At 62.8% G+C, this 16,812-nt stretch carries 23 protein-coding genes and 1 pseudogene; 5 read left to right on the plus strand and 19 right to left on the minus strand.

Annotated features, from left to right (window positions below; translation table 11 throughout):
• Positions 1–179: 179 nt before the first annotated feature.
• The 3 genes from GJ654_RS17645 to GJ654_RS17655 all read right to left on the minus strand — a co-directional run bounded on the left by GJ654_RS17645 (position 180) and on the right by GJ654_RS17655 (position 2,407).
• The gene (locus tag GJ654_RS17645; RefSeq protein ID WP_155447498.1) at positions 180–575 is read right to left on the minus strand and encodes a translational machinery protein; all 396 of its coding nucleotides are present in this window, start codon (positions 573–575) and stop codon (positions 180–182) included.
• A gap of 34 nt (positions 576–609) precedes the next feature.
• Complete coding sequence (locus tag GJ654_RS17650) at positions 610–1,725, minus strand: alpha/beta fold hydrolase (RefSeq protein WP_155447499.1); 1,116 nt, start codon at positions 1,723–1,725, stop codon at positions 610–612.
• Between the two features lie 322 nt (positions 1,726–2,047).
• A complete protein-coding gene (locus GJ654_RS17655; RefSeq protein ID WP_155447500.1) occupies positions 2,048–2,407 on the minus strand; it encodes a response regulator in 360 nt (119 codons plus the stop codon).
• A 531-nt stretch (positions 2,408–2,938) separates the two neighbouring features.
• Between GJ654_RS17655 and GJ654_RS17660 the strand changes: the two genes are divergently transcribed.
• Positions 2,939–3,373 carry a DUF3775 domain-containing protein gene (locus GJ654_RS17660; RefSeq protein ID WP_246664806.1) on the plus strand — a complete coding sequence of 145 codons (435 nt, stop codon included), beginning with the start codon at positions 2,939–2,941 and terminating at the stop codon, positions 3,371–3,373.
• On the opposite strand, the gene GJ654_RS17665 is transcribed toward GJ654_RS17660, so the two are convergent.
• From GJ654_RS17665 to GJ654_RS20900, 6 genes are all read right to left on the minus strand, one after another.
• A complete protein-coding gene (locus tag GJ654_RS17665) occupies positions 3,328–3,654 on the minus strand; it encodes a chaperone modulator CbpM (protein ID WP_155447501.1) in 327 nt (108 codons plus the stop codon). The genes GJ654_RS17660 and GJ654_RS17665 overlap by 46 nt on opposite strands.
• Positions 3,651–4,535, minus strand: a complete 885-nt coding sequence (locus GJ654_RS17670) for a DnaJ C-terminal domain-containing protein (RefSeq protein WP_155447502.1) — start codon at positions 4,533–4,535, stop codon at positions 3,651–3,653. Before GJ654_RS17670 ends, GJ654_RS17665 begins: the two co-directional genes overlap by 4 nt.
• 54 nt (positions 4,536–4,589) lie before the next feature.
• Positions 4,590–4,793, minus strand: a complete 204-nt coding sequence (locus GJ654_RS17675; RefSeq protein WP_155447503.1) for a hypothetical protein — start codon at positions 4,791–4,793, stop codon at positions 4,590–4,592.
• Positions 4,794–4,897: 104 nt separating this feature from the next.
• Entirely contained in the window at positions 4,898–5,551 is a 654-nt protein-coding gene (locus tag GJ654_RS17680; RefSeq protein WP_155447504.1) for a sigma-70 family RNA polymerase sigma factor, read from the minus strand.
• A gap of 161 nt (positions 5,552–5,712) precedes the next feature.
• Positions 5,713–6,435: a hypothetical protein gene (locus GJ654_RS20895; protein WP_196305608.1), complete on the minus strand. Its 723-nt coding sequence runs from the start codon at positions 6,433–6,435 to the stop codon at positions 5,713–5,715.
• Complete coding sequence (locus GJ654_RS20900; RefSeq protein ID WP_196305609.1) at positions 6,432–6,860, minus strand: CsbD family protein; 429 nt, start codon at positions 6,858–6,860, stop codon at positions 6,432–6,434. Before GJ654_RS20900 ends, GJ654_RS20895 begins: the two co-directional genes overlap by 4 nt.
• Positions 6,861–7,217: 357 nt before the next feature.
• Between GJ654_RS20900 and GJ654_RS17695 the strand changes: the two genes are divergently transcribed.
• On the plus strand, positions 7,218–7,658 hold the full coding sequence (locus GJ654_RS17695; RefSeq protein ID WP_155447505.1) for a MaoC family dehydratase: 441 nt from the start codon (positions 7,218–7,220) through the stop codon (positions 7,656–7,658).
• 137 nt (positions 7,659–7,795) lie between these two features.
• Positions 7,796–8,041 (plus strand): annotated as a pseudogene (locus GJ654_RS17700) (DUF4167 domain-containing protein); the annotation flags it as partial.
• Here the strand turns inward: GJ654_RS17700 and GJ654_RS20905 are convergent.
• The 4 genes from GJ654_RS20905 to GJ654_RS17715 all read right to left on the minus strand — a co-directional run bounded on the left by GJ654_RS20905 (position 8,024) and on the right by GJ654_RS17715 (position 9,278).
• Positions 8,024–8,236, minus strand: coding sequence for a hypothetical protein (locus tag GJ654_RS20905; RefSeq protein ID WP_196305610.1), 213 nt, complete (start codon positions 8,234–8,236; stop codon positions 8,024–8,026). The pseudogene GJ654_RS17700 and the gene GJ654_RS20905 overlap by 18 nt on opposite strands.
• Positions 8,233–8,385 (minus strand): hypothetical protein, encoded by a 153-nt coding sequence (locus tag GJ654_RS17705; RefSeq protein ID WP_155447506.1) that lies wholly within the window; start codon positions 8,383–8,385, stop codon positions 8,233–8,235. The genes GJ654_RS20905 and GJ654_RS17705 overlap by 4 nt, the downstream gene beginning before the upstream one ends.
• 49 nt (positions 8,386–8,434) lie before the next feature.
• Positions 8,435–8,584, minus strand: a complete 150-nt coding sequence (locus GJ654_RS17710) for a lmo0937 family membrane protein (RefSeq protein WP_155447507.1) — start codon at positions 8,582–8,584, stop codon at positions 8,435–8,437.
• Between the two features lie 85 nt (positions 8,585–8,669).
• On the minus strand, positions 8,670–9,278 hold the full coding sequence (locus GJ654_RS17715; protein ID WP_246664807.1) for a Spy/CpxP family protein refolding chaperone: 609 nt from the start codon (positions 9,276–9,278) through the stop codon (positions 8,670–8,672).
• Between the two features lie 223 nt (positions 9,279–9,501).
• On the opposite strand from GJ654_RS17715, the gene GJ654_RS17720 reads away from it, so the two are divergent.
• Positions 9,502–9,807 (plus strand): DUF3309 family protein, encoded by a 306-nt coding sequence (locus GJ654_RS17720; RefSeq protein ID WP_246664808.1) that lies wholly within the window; start codon positions 9,502–9,504, stop codon positions 9,805–9,807.
• A gap of 440 nt (positions 9,808–10,247) precedes the next feature.
• Entirely contained in the window at positions 10,248–10,412 is a 165-nt protein-coding gene (locus GJ654_RS17725; RefSeq protein ID WP_155447508.1) for a DUF3309 family protein, read from the plus strand.
• Between the two features lie 353 nt (positions 10,413–10,765).
• Here the strand turns inward: GJ654_RS17725 and GJ654_RS17730 are convergent, their stop codons facing one another.
• From GJ654_RS17730 to GJ654_RS17755, 6 genes are all read right to left on the minus strand, one after another.
• Entirely contained in the window at positions 10,766–12,961 is a 2,196-nt protein-coding gene (locus tag GJ654_RS17730; RefSeq protein ID WP_155447509.1) for an amylo-alpha-1,6-glucosidase, read from the minus strand.
• Positions 12,948–14,030 (minus strand): glycosyltransferase family 4 protein, encoded by a 1,083-nt coding sequence (locus tag GJ654_RS17735; protein WP_155447510.1) that lies wholly within the window; start codon positions 14,028–14,030, stop codon positions 12,948–12,950. Before GJ654_RS17735 ends, GJ654_RS17730 begins: the two co-directional genes overlap by 14 nt.
• 166 nt (positions 14,031–14,196) lie before the next feature.
• Positions 14,197–14,688 (minus strand): ferritin-like domain-containing protein, encoded by a 492-nt coding sequence (locus GJ654_RS17740; protein ID WP_155447511.1) that lies wholly within the window; start codon positions 14,686–14,688, stop codon positions 14,197–14,199.
• A 305-nt stretch (positions 14,689–14,993) separates the two neighbouring features.
• Entirely contained in the window at positions 14,994–15,176 is a 183-nt protein-coding gene (locus tag GJ654_RS17745) for a CsbD family protein (RefSeq protein WP_155447512.1), read from the minus strand.
• A gap of 87 nt (positions 15,177–15,263) precedes the next feature.
• A complete protein-coding gene (locus tag GJ654_RS17750) occupies positions 15,264–15,710 on the minus strand; it encodes a bacteriohemerythrin (protein WP_155447513.1) in 447 nt (148 codons plus the stop codon).
• A 305-nt stretch (positions 15,711–16,015) separates the two neighbouring features.
• The gene (locus tag GJ654_RS17755; RefSeq protein ID WP_155447514.1) at positions 16,016–16,798 is read right to left on the minus strand and encodes a response regulator; all 783 of its coding nucleotides are present in this window, start codon (positions 16,796–16,798) and stop codon (positions 16,016–16,018) included.
• Between the last annotated feature and the right edge of the window lie 14 nt (positions 16,799–16,812).

Below are 16,812 nucleotides of genomic sequence, written 5' to 3' on the forward strand. Positions count from 1 at the left end.
GTGAAGAAAATGCGTCAAAACAATAATCTAGAGCTATTTCATGTTTCCCTGAAACGTGAAATAGCTCTAGGCCGAATTCAGCCAGGACTTGAAAGCGATGCAGCTTTCAAATCTGCATCGGCGCGCGCCGACCATGAGAGTCATGCGCCTTTTTCCAACTTTGGCGCTTGCGCCACACGTCACTTCTGCGCGGTCATCAGGTCCGCCGCCTTGAAATAAGCGCGGGCGTGGGCGAGCAGAACCTGGTCGGCGGGATGATCGACGGTTTCGACACCGGCGACACGTTCCAGCAAAGCCGCGTTGTGGCGCGCGATATGCTTCACGAGCGCCGTCTTCGCGACGCCAGGTCCCGTGATCAGAATCGCTTTCGATCCGCCGATCGCCTCGACCACGGCGCGGAAAAACGCCTTGTCCTCGGGCGCGTGGCCGCTTCCCATCGTATTCGCCTTGTGATGGATGTGAACATGCGGATCGTCGGGCCGCACGACGACACGATCCGCGTCCTCGGCGTTGAAATGAAAAACGCGCGCTTCGTGATGATCGATCCAGATGACGCTGTGAGCATGTTCGGTCATGGCTGTGTGTCCTGATGAGGGGGCGCGAGCGCGGTTATTGCGCAGCGATCCAGCGCGCGATTTCCGGCCAATGCTCCGTGAGGGTGCGGGCGCCCATGAACAGTCCGATATGGCCGCCCGGCACGGTCTTCTGCACGATATGGTCTTTCGGCGTTCCGATATATTTCACGGCGTCGAGGACCTGCTCCGGCGTGGTGATGTCGTCGGCGGCCCCGGCGAGCAGGTAGGTTGGACAGGTGATGTTGCGAAGGTCCAGCTTGCGGCCAAGCCCGATGAACTCGCCCTTCGCCAACCGGTTTTGCTTGAAGAGCTGCTCGATCGCCTGCAAGTACCACCGTCCCGGCAGGTCGATCGGGCTTTCGTACCAGCTCTCGAACGTTTCCTCCTTGGCCAACCAGACGGGATCGTCGATATGTTCGTAAACATCGATCTGATCCTGCATATAATGCTGCGCCGGGTGCATGTTCTTCCAGCCCTGAAGCATGACCGCGCCCCGCATCAGCCCGCCGCCGAGCGCGACAAGCTCCTGGTAGGTTGACAGTGGCGTCTCGTGGGCGAGGCGCTTGATCGGCCCGTCGCCCGCGTCCGTATCGATGGGCGCGCCCGCCAGCACCAGCGCATTGACCTTGTCGGGAAAGCGCGCCGCGACCATCGCCGCCATCCAGCCGCCCTGGCAGAGACCGACAAGGTTCACACGACCGCCGAGATCGTCGATGGCGACGACGAGGTCGGCGAGATAATTGTCGATCTCGAGATCCTTCATGTCCGGCGAAGCGGATTTCCAATCGGTTAGGGCGACATGTCCGAGGCCATTGTCCAACAAGGTCTGCACGAGGCTTTGACCCTTGTGGTAGTCGGCGATCATGGCGGTATGGCCGGCGTGAGGCGCGTCGATCAGGGTCGGCAGCGCGCCGGCCTTGCCGTAGTCGCGAAGGGCCATGCTGCGCAGGTCGAGGCGCAACACGTTGGGCGTCGCCAGCTTGGGCCGCAGCCCGCCGTGCAATTTGATTTCCTCGCCAACGAATTCAAAGTTCTTGGCGTAGAGCGCGACGCCTTCCGTAACGAGCGATTCCGCATAGGCCAGCGGCCAGAATGCGGGAATGCTGATCAAGGGCGCGGAGGGGCATTTTTCTGATTTCGCCTGGAGCATGAATGAACCTTCTCGCTTTCGGCGGACAATGTTGCGGGGCCGCGCGACAGCGACGCGTGGCGCAGTCAAAATCCGCCAATATCCAACCGTAGTCGTCACACGGAGTCGGAACAGCATCGGAAATTACTCACGTCGCAGAGGCTGATGCAAGTTGAGTCGTTTCCGAAGCTGCCGCCTTGCCCACGGCGGCTGCAACACTGCCGGGGTCAGAATCTCCCGTGGATCTCCGCCGCGAAACGTCGGGCGACGACGAAGGTCTTGAGTTTGCATGTGTCGCGCCGGCCACATGGAAAACGGGGGCCGGCGCGAAGACTGTCGATTGTCAGGCGGCGGCGTCAAGCGCGCGCTGAATGGCGCGAGTCAGATCGGCCTCGAAAAAGGGCTTCTGGATCATCGTGGCTAAGGGCCTGAGCGCGTGTATCGGCAGGATGTCGCCGGAGATGAAGACATGCGCGATCCTGATCCGGTTCTGGATGCGATCAACAGCGCCAATGCCGCTGCCTTCGCGCAACTGCGCGTCGACGATCATCACTTCGGGCTTGAGATCCAAGGCGGCCGTCACGGCCTCGAATTCCGTGGTCGCAATGGCCAGGACGTCATGACCTTGCGCTTCGAGCATCTCCGCAAGCGTCAGCGCGACCATGGAGTCGTCTTCCACCACCAGGATACGAAGGGGTTTCATCGCCTGACTTCGCCTCCGGCTCCGCCTTCATTCACCCAGGCGGAGATTTGCCGCGTCGCTTCAGCCGTCGCGACCTGTTCGCGAGCCTCCGCAACCTCCAGGACGCTCGGCGCGCGGGCGACCATCGGGTCAGCCGTCCGCAGCTGGGTTATCGAAACCCCGCGGGACAGAACCAACCAGTTGATGTCACGTGTCGCGCGCATGGCGGGGCTCCAGAAGTTACCACGGCAAGCATCGCCGGCGACGGCGCGACCGCTTGATCGCCGTGATGATAGGCGGACGGCTTTCGCAGTTTAACCATCGGAGATTACTCAAATTTCATCTCCACGCCGCTTCGTGGCGACCCGGACGTGAGTAGATTCCGAAGCTTCCGCCAGGGACCTCGCCGCCTATTTTGCCAGCGGTCGTGAACGGAGGCTGTCGCCATCGGGCTTGACCGCGCCGCTCCGGCTGTGGCGGTCGCAACTCTCCCCGCGACCGCCACCATTCCTGCAATTGTCGCAATTGCGGCGACCATGGAAGGCCTATCGCATGCTCCGCGAAAACGAACCGGAAATGCCGGAAATCAGCACGGACAAGGTTTGTTTCGTGGTGACGAAATCTCGCGAACTCCTGGCGGAAGATGTTGGCGCGCAGTGCGACAGCTCCAACGCGACGGACGATGGATTTTCCTCCGTTCTGACCGATGCCGGCGATCGCCCGGCGCGGCTGGAGCTGGTCGCGTTCATCGACGCGCTCGACAGCGACGAACGCGATGCGCTCGTCGCTCTCGTCTTGATTGGCCGCGGCGATTTCGAACGTTCCGATTGGCGCGCGGCGGTCAAAAGCGCAGGCGAGCGGCGCGACGGCGGCGCGACCAACTATCTGATGGGGACGCCCTTGCTCCCGGATTATCTCGAAGACGCGCTGTCCGCCTTCGATCAATCCTGCCGCGGCTTCGAGGAACGGGAAGCGCCCGGGATCTGAACGGCCTCGCTCCCGTGGATCGACTTCAGCACTTCGGCCATCGCCTCGCGCAAACCGTGGATCTGGTCGAGCAAATGGAGCGCGACGCCGACGCCCTCCGCGTTGACGCCCAGATCGTCCGTCAGATCGCGGATCAATCGCGCCCTCGCAAGATCCGCTTCGGAAAAGACGAGATCATCCGCCGCTCGGCCGGGGATCAGCCATTCTTCTTCGATCCAGAGTACGAGGGTGCGGTGGTCGATCGCGGCGCGGACAAGAAAGTCCAGCTTGGTGATGATCATGTCAGCATCCCCCGGCGCGGGTCATAGTTTGCAGGCGCCCAGCTGGTAAGGAAGGCGTCCAGTTCCGGGTTTGCCTCCGTCGGCGCCATGATCTTGAGCTTGACCAGGAGATCGCCGCGTCCGCCGTCGCGCGGAACGCCTTTGCCTTTCAGCCGCAGAACCGTGCCGGTGTTCGATCCCTTTGGCGCCTTGAGCATGACGGGCCCGGTGGGCGTCGGCGTCTTGATCTCGGCGCCGAGCACGGCCTCGGCGAAAGTGACGGGCAGATCGAGATGGATGTTGTCGCCATGCCGAGTGAAGAAGGGATGTGGACGGATGGAAATCTCCACCAGGGCGTCGCCGGCTTTGCCTTCGCCGGGCGCGGGCGCCCCCTTGCCACGCAGGCGCAAGACCTGGCCGTGGTGGACGCCTGGGGCGATGGTCACGTCAAGGGATCCGCCATTGGGCAAGGTGATCCGTTGGGTCGCGCCGTTGACGGCGTCGAGAAACGCGACGGCCAGGCTGTAGTGCAGGTCCGATCCGCGCGCGCGCCGCGCTTGCTGGCGGAAGATTTCCGAGAGAAAGTCGTCGGTGTCGGCGAAGTCGGCGTAGCCCGAGGCGCTCGCATAGGGCTGGCCTTGGCTCGCATAATCCCGGTAGTATTTTTCGTGCCGCGCCTCCGCCCCGGACGCATCGATCTCGCCGGCGTCAAAGCGTCGCCGCTTCTCGGCGTCAGACAAGAAATCATAGGCGCTCGCGACCGCCTTGAACCGGGTCTCGGAGGCCTTGTCGCCTGGATTCAGGTCCGGGTGCAGCTTTTTGGCGAGCCGAAGGTAGGCCTTGCGAATCTCGTCCTGCGTCGCGGTTCGCGCAACCCCGAGACTGTCATAGGGGTCTTCCATTGATCCTCGCCTTCAAGCGGGCTGTCGCATGGACCAAAGGGCCACGGGCGCATATCAGCCAAGGCGCGGCGGCGCGCGGCGCGGACATTTGACGTCGATGGATCGGACCGGTCCGTTGTGCTTGCGCGCGACGTCGCCGACCCAATCGGCGACGTCGCCGAGCGTCGAGCCCACTGGAAGGCCCATCGCGACAGGCGTGTTGCCGAAGACAACGCGCAAGCGCGGTTCGCCGGCCAGGGCCGATTGATGTAAATGCATTTTGCTCTCCATTGCGTGGTCGCGTCAAGCGCTCTTGAAGCGCTCTTGGCGCCTGTCGGACCAGTACGGTAGGGCTCGCAATTCAAGCTCGACAGGATCGGAATTTACTTAAACTCCGGCGTCGACCTTTGCCGTCCAGACTCTTCGCAAGTCCCGCCGCGTTTTTGCGCGAAAATGGGTCCGATCAGCATTGCGCGGTCTCGCGGCGGATTTTCTCGACCATCAACCTCCGGCGCCTCGATCAATTCGGGCATGGGGTCGAGCCGCAGCGTTTCGATCAACGCCTTCCGCGCCCGGTTGACCCGGCTCTTGATCGTGCCGATCGCACAGCCACAGATGTCCGCCACTTCGGCATAGGAATGTCCCGCCGCGCCGATCAGCAGCAACGCCTCGCGTTGATTGGCCGGCAAATGCGCGAGCGCGACCCGGAGGTCGAGCATCTCCATGTGGGACGTCTGCCCGGCCGCGACGGCGAGCGTGCTCGAATAGATGCCATCAACGTCGGGAACTTCGCGTTTGCGCTTTCGGAATTGCGAGAAATAGGCGTTGCGAAGGATTGTGAACAGCCATGCGCTCAGGTTGGTTCCCTCGATGAATGAATCCCTATGGCTCCAGGCCTTGACAAGGGTCTCCTGCACGAGGTCGTCGGCCTGATCGGCGCTTCCGCAAAACGAAAGAGCGAAGGCGCGCAGGCGCGGAATATGCGCGATCAAGTCCAATTTGACTTGCGCGGGGGGCGATGTCGAAAAGGGGGGCATGTCTGATCTCCTGCGCCAAGCTTAGGCGGTGGGCGGCGCGGAGGCAGGCTCGGAATCTACTCAACTTCCATCGCCCACCCGGGGCGCGGCGGCCTCGGGAGGGGCTTGCGCCTTCGCTGAGCGTCCGCGCCCGATAACCATGATGTCGCGCACGCTGATCGTCATCGCGAATGTGAGGCGTCGTCGAGCGGGGCGACGGATGGCGAGGGGGCTTCAGCCTCCACGCGCGATGCACGGTGTCGGATCCACCAGACAATTCCGCCAAGCACGACGATTGCGAATACCGTCGCCGTCACCAGAAGCGACGATTGATTGAGCCATCCCAAGGCGGGAGCCCCTAGGAACAGGACCGCGCCGATCGCGCTGATTTGCCAGACCCGAGCCTGCACGCCGGCGACGAACATTCCCAGAGCCAGCAAGATTGTCATCGTCAGCGACGAGGCGTTCAGGCTCATAACGCCCTGTACGCCACTGTCATAGAGCAGATAGATGCACATCAACAGCGCGCACCAGATCGCCGCGATCCGCCAAGCCAAGCCCACGCGTTCGCTGCTGGTATGGAAATGCCTCCATCCCTCCGCGATCGAGACCAAGGCGAATATCGGCGTCAGAACCACCCAATACATGAAGGAAAGACGCAAGATCACACCGGTGAGCGCCAGAAGCAGAATCAAAATGAAGAGTATGTCGTGCAAGAGCCATTGCGATGCGAAGGGTGGTTTGAATCCCGGCCGACCCGTTTCGACATCAGGCGTATCCTTGGCGCGGTTCTCGTCTGGGAACGCAGGTCGGTCCCATGAGACGTCATCGACCGATTTGTCATGTGGCGCCGGCGCGCCAAGGCGCGCCAGACGCAGCCAGAACCGTCGCAGAGGGTGGGTCATGGCGCCTTCGCCTCGCGCGCCAAGTCCTCGCGCGCCAAGTCTTCGCGCGCCAAGTCCTCGCGCGCCAAGTCTTCGCGGGCCAAGTCTTCGCGGGCCACATCTCGGTCGCCGCCAGCGATGTTCTGCTCCACGCCGGCTTTGCGCTCCTTGACGCCATCGGCGCGCAATTGCGGATTGCCAGCCAGACCGCCGATTTGCTCCATGACGGCGCCCTTGATCTGGCGCCCGACGCCCACGATGCGGTCGGTGTCGATCCCCGCCAGTTGCTCTCCTCCGGCATCGGCTGCATTCAGCTTGTCGCCGATCTCCCGCTCAGCTTTTCCCTCGGCCGCCAGCTTGGCGTCGCCGATCACGTCGCCCAGGCTCTCGATCACCGCGCCTTTGACCTGATGTCCGATGCCTTCGATGCGTTTGCTGGTCGTCATGACAAATACCTCCGGATTGTTTTCGACCACCAGAGATAGCGGCTTGCCGGCGCCGATACAGGCACGGAATCTACTCACGCGGGCGACCGGGCCCCGCGACCGTGGCGCCGCGCTCCGCAGGGACTCACCGCGCTTGTTTGCGTCAGCCTGCGTACATTCCGAGCCTGTCCTTCCGCCTCGCGACGGCGCCTGATCCCGGCGTCGTCATCGAAGGCGGCATGGGCAGCGGCCGCGCCGCGCCCAAATGTCGTCCGTTTCTGTCGCTTGGCCGGATGGGCCGCGACATCGCCCCGGCGGATTTCCCCGACGAGAGCGTCGGCGCTCACCTGGCCCGAGTTCCACCATAGGAATACGCCAATGTTCGCAGCCCCCAGACTCGTTCCCGTCTCCGACTTCACCGTCGGCCAGACCTGCTCCTGCCATCAGCTTGTCGATGACGCGCTGGTGCGCGGCTATGCCGACCTGACCGGCGACCACAACAGGATTCATCTGGACGACGTCTATGCAAAGCAGACCAAGTTCGGCCGGCGCATCGCCCATGGCGGCATCCTGTTCGGCATGATCTCTAAGGCGCTCGGCGGCCAGCTGCCCGGTCCTGGCGCGGTCTACCTCAGCCAGTTGGTGAATTTCCAAGCGCCGGTGTTCATCGACGACACCGTCACACTGGTCATGACGATCACCGCGCTGCTGCCGAAGCACGTCGCCACGATCACCACGATCATGACGAAACAGACCGGCGAAATCGTCCTGGACGGCGTCGCCACGGTGAAGCTGCCAGGCTGGCTGATCAAGGCCTGACGCGCGGCGGGCGCCGGCCCCAGTCTCTTTCCTGGGGCGGCCGTTGACGGCTTTTCCTTCGCGCCGTCCTCCGCTCGGGCGCGTTGACGACAATCACACTGGCTCCGCGCATGTGAGCTGAAAACGTCAGGACAGAAATGACCTCCGATCAGAAATTCCGGCATCACACCCGACCGACGGATCGTCGGCGCGAGACGAACAACCCGCTGACCCGAACTTATGAGTCGAATGGACCGGATGTGAGAATCCGGGGAACCGCGAGTCACATCGCGGAAAAATATCTTCAACTGGCGCGGGACGCTCACACGGAGGGCAATCTCGTCGCGGCGGAAAACTATCTCCAGCACGCGGAGCACTATTTCCGGCTAATCGCCGCCGCGCGTATCGGGCCTCGCGCGATGGGAGACGCCGATCCCGAGGATATTGGCGGTGAAGACGTGGATCGCGGTTTGCCCGATCGTTTCGCGCTGCCCGAGGATTGCGCGCCGCGGCCGTTCATCCCGCGAATTCGTGGCGTCAACTGAAATCCGGAGATCCGATGCGCGGGCAAATTCGATCGGCGCATCGGATTTCGTCAAGACAGGAGTGCGGCGCGCAAGCGCGGCAAAAGCACCATGTATTCAGAAGTCGCTGCAGCGCTGCTCATGATCGTCATGATCATGCCCGAAGGCGACGGTCGAACAGATGGCGCAATTTGGGGCTGGCCGAGGACGAGGCGCGTGGTCATCCAAGGCTCCGGAGATCAAGCCCCAATCGCTCTTGATGTCTCGGCTTCTCTATAGGACGCGACGGCCCTGGATGACGCGCAGCACGATGACGACGACGGCGATCACCAGAAGAATGTGAATGAACCCGCCCAAGGTGTAGGACGAGACCAAGCCGAGCAACCAGAGAACGATGAGCAGAATTGCGATGGTTTCAAGCATTGTCGTGTCTCCTTAGACAATCGCAGCCGCCTGCTTTTTGAAAAACACGCCGACTCTGTGCGACAGCGAGATGTGAATCGATGAACTATCTGCGCCCGTATTCGAACTCGCCGCTGATGAAGCTCATCAGCTTCTGCTTCTGACGATCGTCCAGCACGCTGTAGAGAGGCTCAGCCGCATTGGCGAGGGTCTTGAGTGACTCAGCCTTTTCCGTGAGCCGGTCGGCTTTCTTGCGCATCAGGGCGATATCGTCGGGGCGCTCGTTCTGGCTCGCCCGATCGTAGCGATCGTGACGATCATAGCGATTGTGACGGTCATAGCGGCGCATTCCGTCATCGGCGCGACGCTTGAATTGCAGGATCCCGAAATCATGAAGCGCCGTCTGCGCTCCAGACCAGTTCTTTTCCTGATCGGGCGTCAGCCGGAGGCTGGATTTGAGCTGGGCGATCCGGGCGTCGACGTCATTGGCGACTTGATTGTCGGCAGGCCCATTCGGCGCGGTCACGTCCTCATTCTGTTCAGTTCGCGGAGGCGCCGGAGATGCCGTCTGCGCGCTCGCGACTGAGACGAAGGCGAGAATTGCGATGCTCGACAGCCCTGTCAGAAAAAGGCTTCTCATGGCTTGTTGCTCCACCGATGCCTGCTCCAAGTGCGCCTGCGGATGGCGCTGCAATGCAAAAATGAGCCAAGTCATTCGCCGTGGGCAGAATCGGAATCTACTCAGCCGCGGCACAGCCGCCCCGTTCGCCGACCAAGGCTATCACGCTCCCGGCTTGGCCGACGCGCGTCCTATCATCGAAGGGCCGGCCTCAGCGCGAAAAACGTGCCCCAAGGCCGCCAAAGGCCGAACCCGGTCGCAGATGATCGTGGCGATGGCCAAGCATGGGCATGGGCATGGCGCCGGGAATGCCCCGACAATGCGCGCTCTGATCCAGGCCGCGCACTTTGCGCAAACTTGGCGGATCCAATTCTGTGGCGTGGCGTTATCGTGTCAAACCACCGGGGGCGCGAAAGCTATGCTGACCCTTCTTCTGATCATCGTCATCTTGCTGCTTTTCGGCGGGGGAGGCGGATACTATGGGCGAAAGGCCGGATGGGGTCCGCGCGGCTTCGGCGGCTTGGTCGTCACCGTGTTGATCGTCATCTTGCTGATCTGGGTCGTCAACGAACTGCTCATGCCGCCGATACCGATGCCGGAAGGCGTTCCGTCGATCATTCGTTGAGCGAGAAGAAAAATTCGCCAAGAGCCCGTCGGCGTCAACCAAGCCCCCGGTCGTGATCTCGCGACTGCGGGCATGGCCCCTCCATCGCCAGTTTCATGACGAACGTTTCGCGATGCGATGACCAACCGGCGCCACGTCGATCCTCGCGGGTATCGCTGGCCGTTGCGACGTGAGTAGATTCCGAACCTGTCTCGACGGATGACGCTGCTGATAACTTTCGGTTTGGTGCCGCGTATTGCGCGCCAAACCACATCAGAAGGCAAGACGCAGAATGCCCTTCGCCGTCTGAAAGACAAGTTCTACGTGACGCTGAAACGCAAACAGCCAGTGAGGCTGTTGGTCTGATTTTATTGCTGCCGCGACGCCCGGGACAGCAGCATTGCGCTTTGGCGGCGTGTCGCCAGCGGCGATTGAACTCGTCCAGAACAAGGAAAAAAATCATGTCTATTGGAACAATCCTACTCGTCCTCCTGATCGTCGCATTGTTGGGCGGATTTTCCGGAATCGGCGGGGGTCCGTTTTATGGAACAGGTTATTACGGCGGGGGTGGCCTTGGCCTCCTGGTTGTCATCTTGCTGGTCCTGGTCCTGCTCGGCAAACTCTGACCCGACGAAGGTCATGCTTTTGTGAAAAGGCGTGACGTGAATCGTCGCTCGTGAAACACGACGAGAACGCAACGGGTGGCTCGGCGTTCTGTCCGTCATCGTGGTGTTCGCTGGATCGTGAGCGCCATGTTCTGCGGTCGGAAGCGTTCCGAAAATGAGCGCTGGACGCGGCGATCTCGTCATCGCCGCTGTCGCCTCAATGATAGGGCTGGAGCGAGAACGTTTGAACGACGTGGGCTCCCGCCCGCCGCAAGGCCGACATCCGGACACGCTTCCGATCATCGGCTCATTTCCCGGCGCCGCGCCCCGGGCGTTGAGCGCGTCAACCGTTTCCGGCTTTTCCTCAAACAGGCTCAGGGCTTTTCGACGATCAGGCCGACATCGCCGACGCGCGACAGCACCGAGAACGCCGCCGAAGCCCCCGCGCGCAAAATTTTCAGATCGAGGACGCCGTCGCGCAGGCTGATGCGCCGGATGACCAGTTCGTCCAAGAAATCCGGAAGCGAAGGACGGTCGAAAATGACCCGGCCGCGTCCCACATCAAAGCCGAGGCCGAGCGCCGCCTGCATCAGCGCGAAAGGCGCGGCGGAAGCCCACGCCTGCGGCGCGCAGGCGACCGGATAGGACACCGGCCCCAGGTTCCTGGCGCGGCGAAAACCGCAAAAAAGTTCGGGCAGGCGGCGCAGGTCGAAATAGATCGAGGCGCGAAACAGGCCCTCGAAAATCCGCAACGCCTCGGCCTTGTAACCGTAGCGAGCAAAACCCAAAGCGATCAGTGAATTGTCGTGCGGCCAGACCGAGCCGTTGTGATAGCTCATGGGATTGTAGCGGGCGGCTTCCGCCGAAAGGGTGCGCACGCCCCAGCCGGAAAACGAGGCGGTGGACATCAGCGCCTCGACCACCCGCCCCGCCCGCTCCGGCTTCGCGACGCCGGTGAACAGCGCATGGCCGGCGTTGGAGCTGCGCACGCGGCACGGCTTCTTCTCGCCGTCGAGCGCAAGGACATAGGTCCCCAAGGCGGCGTCGAAGAAAGCGGCGTCGAAACGGTCGCGCAGCACGCCCGCGCGCGCCTCATGCGCCGCCGCATCGCGGTCGAGGCCCAGGGCCCGGGCGAGCCGCGCGGCGCCGAGCCAAGCGGCGTAGCAGTAAGCCTGCACTTCGACCAGGGCGATCGGGCCTCTCGCCAGAGAGCCGTCTTCGTGGGAAATGCTGTCATGGCTGTCCTTCCAACCCTGGTTGGACAGGCCTTCTTCCGTCTGACGGAAATATTCGACAAAACCGTCGCCATCGCGGTCGCCGTGCACGGCGATCCAGTGGAGCGCCGCCTTGAGCGAGGGCCACAGTTCGCGCACGGTTTCGACATCGCCGGTGCGCTCGAAATAGCTTGCCGCCAGCATGACGAACAGCGGCGTCGAATCCACCGAGCCGTAATAGCGCCGGAACGGCACTTCGCCCAACTCGGCCATTTCGCCGTAGCGCACCTCATGCAGAATCTTGCCCGGCTCGGCGTCGGCGGCGGCGTCGAAATCTTGAGCCTGGTTGGCGGCGAGATGCAGCAGCACGCCGCGCGCGATGGTGGAGTCCATCCACAGGGTCTGAAACGCGGTGATCAGCGCGTCACGACCGAACACCGTGCTGAACCAGGGCACACCGGCGTAAGGATAGGGGCCTTGAGGCGTGTCGGTGATGAGGATCGCGAGATCGCTCGCGGCCCGGCGCAAACCGTCATTGAAATATTGGTTGGAGGACGTGGCCCACGCGGCGCGCGCGCTGCGTTTGCGCAGAGAGGCGCGCGCGCTGTTCAGCGCCGAGCGAAAGGCGCGTTTGGCCGAGTGTCCGGAAGGCGTCGCGTCGCAGCGGATTTCGATGTACAGGGCGAGGGTTTCGCCGGGGCTGAGGGCGATTTGGTACAGCGCCCGTTCGCCGCTCAGTTCCGTCGGTTGCGGTTCGAATTGCAGCAGGGTGCGGCGCATCCGGCCGTCGAGGCCGGTGTAGGCGAGCGCAACGCTGGTCTCCGAAATGTGGGGGGAATGGAAGTCGCCCCTTCGCGTGCGGCGCGCGCCCCGCACTTCAAAAAGGTCGGCGAAATCGGCGGAAAAATCGAAGGCGATTTCGATGCGGCGCGACGTCACGTCGAAATTGTGCAGAGTCAGGCAGTCGTGGGACGCGCCCGCGAACAAGAAACGCTGTCGGCGCAGGTGGATGAGGCTGTGCTGCAAATCGTCCACGCCATCCCGGGCGGCGAGATGCGGGTTGGTCATGTCGCACGTGAATGTGGCGTTGTCCTCGCGCACCGTGGAACTCAACAGCAGCGGCCGAACGCCGCAAAAGGTGAGGAACAGTTTTGAGAGATGGCGCGTGTCATGGTGGAACAGGCCGAGATTTCCGCCAAGCTCCGGCGCGGCGTCGCCATGCGCGTCGAACACCGCGAACGTGTCCTCGTTCTTGAGTGTGCGTGGGGTGATTTCGATATGCGACGTTTCCGCCGAGATCACATAATCCAGAGCCGTCGCATCCGCGACGTACGTCAGCGCGTCAGAGAATGGCATTGCAAAGACCGTTGACCGCCTGGATGCGGGATTTGGGTTTTCCGAGCGTTATCATGCGCTGGTAGATCGCGACATAATCGCTGGCCATGCGCGCGGAGGAAAAACGCCGCTCGAACGTGCGGCGGATCGCGGCGCGGTCGAGGGACCGGACATCATCGACGCGCTTGACGGCCTCGTCGATGGATTTCACCAGGAATCCGGTGACGCCATCCTCGATGACTTCAGGCACGGAGCCGTGCTGGTAAGCGATCACCGGGGCGCCGCAGGCCATCGCCTCGATCATGACCAGACCGAATGGCTCCGGCCAGTCGATGGGGAACAGCAGCGCCCGGGCGCCCCCGAGAAACAAAGCCTTCTCGCGCTCGTCGATCTCGCCGATATATTCGACGTTCGGCGCCGCCTTCACCAGCGGCTGAATCGTCTGCTCCCAATATTCGATGTCGGCGGGATCGATTTTTGCCGCGATTTTCAACGGCGCGCCAGCGCGCACGGCGATCTCGATGGCGCGGTCCGGGCGCTTCTCCGGCGAGATGCGGCCGAGGAAGGCGAGATAGCCGTCGTCTCTGGCCGAAAAAGGCAGAAGGTTGAGGGGCAGGCCGTGATGCACCGTGCCCACCCAGTTGGCGTCGGGAATCGGGTTGCGCTGGTGCTCGGAAATGGAGACCAGCGGGAACTCATCGAACAGTTCGTGCATACGCACAAGCAACGGCATGTCCAGCCGGCCATGCATGGTGGTGAGGCTGCGCGCGGCGTGGTCGCGCAGAAGGGCGTAATGCAGCAGGTCGACGTGCACATGGATGATGTCGAAATCGAGGGCGCCGCGCCTCACCTCCTCCAGCATAAGGAGATGGCTGGCGATCGGGTCCTTCGGGCTGGGCGCGAGACGCAGGCCCATATCGCACATCGGCCGCAACTCCGAGCCCGTGAGCGAATCCGCGCTGGCGAACAGCGTGACCTCATGCCCCGCCCGGACCAGCTCCTCCGTGAGATAGGAGACGATGCGCTCCGTTCCGCCGTAACGTTTTGGGGGCACGCTCTCCATCAGAGGCGCAATCTGGGCGATCCGCATGGTCAACTCCTGGCCGCGTGTAACGATCTGCAATTTGGGCAAATGGCACGTTGGACAACGTGCCAGATGCGCCCGAGGTTTCGCCCGGCGCGCTGATTTCGGAAAAGGCTGGCGCCGCCGCCCAACCTTCCGGCCGGCGGCGCCAGACGCGCGCGGGTTTCTCGTGTCACGCGGCCTTCTTGTTGATGGTGGAAACAGCGAGGCGGGTGAGCAGCGCGTCGGTTTCCTTCTCCTCCTTAAGGGTCTCCTCCAGCAGCGGCACAGCATCCTTCATGCCCAGCTGCTGAGCCCAGTTCTTCAGCGTGCCGTAACGGGAGATCTCGTAGTGCTCGACGGCCTGCGCCGAGGCGAGCAGCCCCGCGTCCAGCGTCTCGGATCCGCTGAACTCTTCCATGACCTCCTTGGCCTCTTCGAGCATGCCGACGATGGCGTGGCATTCCTTGCCGCGCGAGGCCTTCCCAACCATCTCGAACACCTGTTCGAGGCGCTCGATCTGGCCTTCGGTCTGCTCGTGATGATGCTGGAACGCCTCGCGCAGTTCCGGAGAGTGCGCGGCCTTCGCCATCTTTGGCAGGGCGCGGAGAATCTGCTTTTCGGCGTAGTAGATGTCCTTCAGCGTCTCGGTGAAGAGGTCCTGAAGCTGTTTTTCCTGAGGCATTGGATTGTCCTTGCGCTGGGTTTGCCGCCGGAGAACCCTGAGCCAGCGGCGGGGTTCCCAACGGTCTGATATTTCGTGCTTTATGTCGTGAGGTCTTCCTGCTCAGCCGTGGCCGCGGCGCCGGGGCTTTGTTTCGCCGCCGGTCCGTTCGCACCCGGCGGCGGCGCGATGCGCTGAAGGCGCAGAGCCGGCGCGAGGGCGGCAGAGGTGGACGCCCGCAACCACGAGCGCGCGAAGAAGAACGAGGATGGCCCACCCAAGAAAAATGAAGGCGGTCCTCGCGGACCGCCTTCATCGTCATGACGTCACTTTTTGCTGACCGCGTCCTTCACGTGTCCGGCCGCCTTTTGCGCCGTTCCCTTGGCTTCCTGAACGGCGCCCTTGGCGCGCAATTCCTTGTCGTCGAGGGCCTTGCCGACGGCTTGCTTGGCTTTGCCGGTCACCTGGTTGGCGGCGCCGGAAATCTTGTCACGGGTTGAGGAGGACATGAAACGCTCCGTTGCTGGATGTTCGCCTTGGCGTGGGCCGCGACGACTCATCGGGCATGAGGACGGCGGCTTTGCCCCGCCCCATGCCTAAACGACGTTCAAGTCTTGATTTTGTTCCGAAATTTCCGTTTCACGCGCAGCGTTGAGGTACGCGACATACTTCCGGTCGCTGCCCTGGATGTGATCGATGAGCCAGTTCTTCAAAAAATTCATCACTTCCAGGGACAGAGTCCCCTGGACCCCGGCCCTCACCTTCGCCTGAATCTCCAGAACCCGGCCGGTCAGAGCGTCGTGCTCCCTCTTGTGCTCGGCGCTGCAAGGATAGCGGGCCCGCGAAAAAAGCTCCTCCTCGCCCCGGAAGTGGCTTTCGGTGTAGGCGACCAGTTCATCCAGCACGCGTCCCAGCACAGCGTTGGCCTTGCCGGCTTGAATGGCGTCATAAAGTTCGTTGACCAGCCCGACGAGCTTCTTGTGCTGGTTGTCGATCCCGACGACGCCAAGGCTCATCTTTTCGTTCCAGGTCATCAGGGGCATGCATTCCTCGCTTCATACGGTTTCCGCAAGATCGCTTCGCGATCCGCGAAAACGAAATCGCGCGGAAATCCTCCAGGCAAAGGGCGGATTGCCGCGCGAGTGGAATACGATTTCCGAGCTGATCGTTCGGAAATCGCATTATTCGATCGCTGCAATGGGCTGCGATCTCCGGCGCGTCCGCGCGCGCCCCGAAATCTAAGCGAGGAGAAATGTTTGGCGCGGTCGCGCCACCCGGGACGCTGCGCCTCGAAGCTTGCGCCAGGCTTGCGCTTTCCGCAGTCAATGGCTGGCCGAGATGCGTCGGTTCAGGCGGCGGTGGCCGGGTTGCCCTTCGTCCGCGCGTTGAAAAACAGCGCCTGGCTGATCACGGCGCGCACCATGTCCTCGTCGAAGGGCTTGGCGATCAGAAAAGCCGGTTCGGAGCGCTCGCCGGTCAACAGCCGTTCCGGGTGCGCCGTGATGAACACCACGGGAACGTTGAAGGATTCTTGTATCTCGTTCACCGCCTCGACGCCGGAGCTGCCATCGGCGAGGCGCACGTCCGCCAGCACCAGGCCGGGGCGCAAGCGGTTTGCCAGGTCCACCGCCTCGCCCCTGGTGCGGGCGATGCCGGCGAGCGTATGGCCGAGCCCGGTGACGAGATGTTTGAGGTCGAGCGCGATCAGCGGCTCATCCTCGATGATCAAAATGTCGGCTGCGACCTGCGCGCCGATTTCGCGGCCGGCCGTTTCCAGGAGTTTTGAAAAGGCGGCGGGCGCGCATTCCAGCACGCGCGCCGCCTGATCGGGCGTAAACCCCTCGACCGCGGTGAGGAGGAACGCCTGGCGCGGCAGCGGCGTGAGCTTGTCAAGGCGCCCATCGGGCTGCGGCTGGCTGGCGTTGATCGGCAGGGCGTTCCAGATGCGGGTGAAGGCGCGATAGGTCGCCATACGGGAATCGCCCTTGACGTCGAACAGGCCGGGGTCTTCAACCAGCGCCTCCAACATCGCCACCACACAGGCGTCGCCGCTTCCCTGGCTCCCGCTCAGGGCCCGCGCGTAGCGCCTGAGATAGGAGAGCTGCGGGGCGATCATCGCGGCGAGAGTCATGTCGGGCTCCGTTT

Source organism: Rhodoblastus acidophilus (assembly GCF_009720655.1).
Lineage (GTDB): Bacteria > Pseudomonadota > Alphaproteobacteria > Rhizobiales > Beijerinckiaceae > Rhodoblastus > Rhodoblastus acidophilus_A.

What these genes read in the sequence shown, in the direction of transcription:
- GJ654_RS17645 (WP_155447498.1), bottom strand. Translation starts at nt 575, where the DNA reads ATGACCGAACATGCTCACAGCGTCATCTGGATCGATCATCACGAAGCG.
- GJ654_RS17650 (WP_155447499.1), bottom strand. Translation starts at nt 1,725, where the DNA reads ATGCTCCAGGCGAAATCAGAAAAATGCCCCTCCGCGCCCTTGATCAGC.
- GJ654_RS17655 (WP_155447500.1), bottom strand. Translation starts at nt 2,407, where the DNA reads ATGAAACCCCTTCGTATCCTGGTGGTGGAAGACGACTCCATGGTCGCG.
- GJ654_RS17660 (WP_246664806.1), top strand. Translation starts at nt 2,939, where the DNA reads ATGCTCCGCGAAAACGAACCGGAAATGCCGGAAATCAGCACGGACAAG.
- GJ654_RS17665 (WP_155447501.1), bottom strand. Translation starts at nt 3,654, where the DNA reads ATGATCATCACCAAGCTGGACTTTCTTGTCCGCGCCGCGATCGACCAC.
- GJ654_RS17670 (WP_155447502.1), bottom strand. Translation starts at nt 4,535, where the DNA reads ATGGAAGACCCCTATGACAGTCTCGGGGTTGCGCGAACCGCGACGCAG.
- GJ654_RS17675 (WP_155447503.1), bottom strand. Translation starts at nt 4,793, where the DNA reads ATGCATTTACATCAATCGGCCCTGGCCGGCGAACCGCGCTTGCGCGTT.
- GJ654_RS17680 (WP_155447504.1), bottom strand. Translation starts at nt 5,551, where the DNA reads ATGCCCCCCTTTTCGACATCGCCCCCCGCGCAAGTCAAATTGGACTTG.
- GJ654_RS20895 (WP_196305608.1), bottom strand. Translation starts at nt 6,435, where the DNA reads ATGACCCACCCTCTGCGACGGTTCTGGCTGCGTCTGGCGCGCCTTGGC.
- GJ654_RS20900 (WP_196305609.1), bottom strand. Translation starts at nt 6,860, where the DNA reads ATGACGACCAGCAAACGCATCGAAGGCATCGGACATCAGGTCAAAGGC.
- GJ654_RS17695 (WP_155447505.1), top strand. Translation starts at nt 7,218, where the DNA reads ATGTTCGCAGCCCCCAGACTCGTTCCCGTCTCCGACTTCACCGTCGGC.
- GJ654_RS17705 (WP_155447506.1), bottom strand. Translation starts at nt 8,385, where the DNA reads ATGACCACGCGCCTCGTCCTCGGCCAGCCCCAAATTGCGCCATCTGTT.
- GJ654_RS17710 (WP_155447507.1), bottom strand. Translation starts at nt 8,584, where the DNA reads ATGCTTGAAACCATCGCAATTCTGCTCATCGTTCTCTGGTTGCTCGGC.
- GJ654_RS17715 (WP_246664807.1), bottom strand. Translation starts at nt 9,278, where the DNA reads ATGACTTGGCTCATTTTTGCATTGCAGCGCCATCCGCAGGCGCACTTG.
- GJ654_RS17720 (WP_246664808.1), top strand. Translation starts at nt 9,502, where the DNA reads ATGCGCGCTCTGATCCAGGCCGCGCACTTTGCGCAAACTTGGCGGATC.
- GJ654_RS17725 (WP_155447508.1), top strand. Translation starts at nt 10,248, where the DNA reads ATGTCTATTGGAACAATCCTACTCGTCCTCCTGATCGTCGCATTGTTG.
- GJ654_RS17730 (WP_155447509.1), bottom strand. Translation starts at nt 12,961, where the DNA reads ATGCCATTCTCTGACGCGCTGACGTACGTCGCGGATGCGACGGCTCTG.
- GJ654_RS17735 (WP_155447510.1), bottom strand. Translation starts at nt 14,030, where the DNA reads ATGCGGATCGCCCAGATTGCGCCTCTGATGGAGAGCGTGCCCCCAAAA.
- GJ654_RS17740 (WP_155447511.1), bottom strand. Translation starts at nt 14,688, where the DNA reads ATGCCTCAGGAAAAACAGCTTCAGGACCTCTTCACCGAGACGCTGAAG.
- GJ654_RS17745 (WP_155447512.1), bottom strand. Translation starts at nt 15,176, where the DNA reads ATGTCCTCCTCAACCCGTGACAAGATTTCCGGCGCCGCCAACCAGGTG.
- GJ654_RS17750 (WP_155447513.1), bottom strand. Translation starts at nt 15,710, where the DNA reads ATGCCCCTGATGACCTGGAACGAAAAGATGAGCCTTGGCGTCGTCGGG.
- GJ654_RS17755 (WP_155447514.1), bottom strand. Translation starts at nt 16,798, where the DNA reads ATGACTCTCGCCGCGATGATCGCCCCGCAGCTCTCCTATCTCAGGCGC.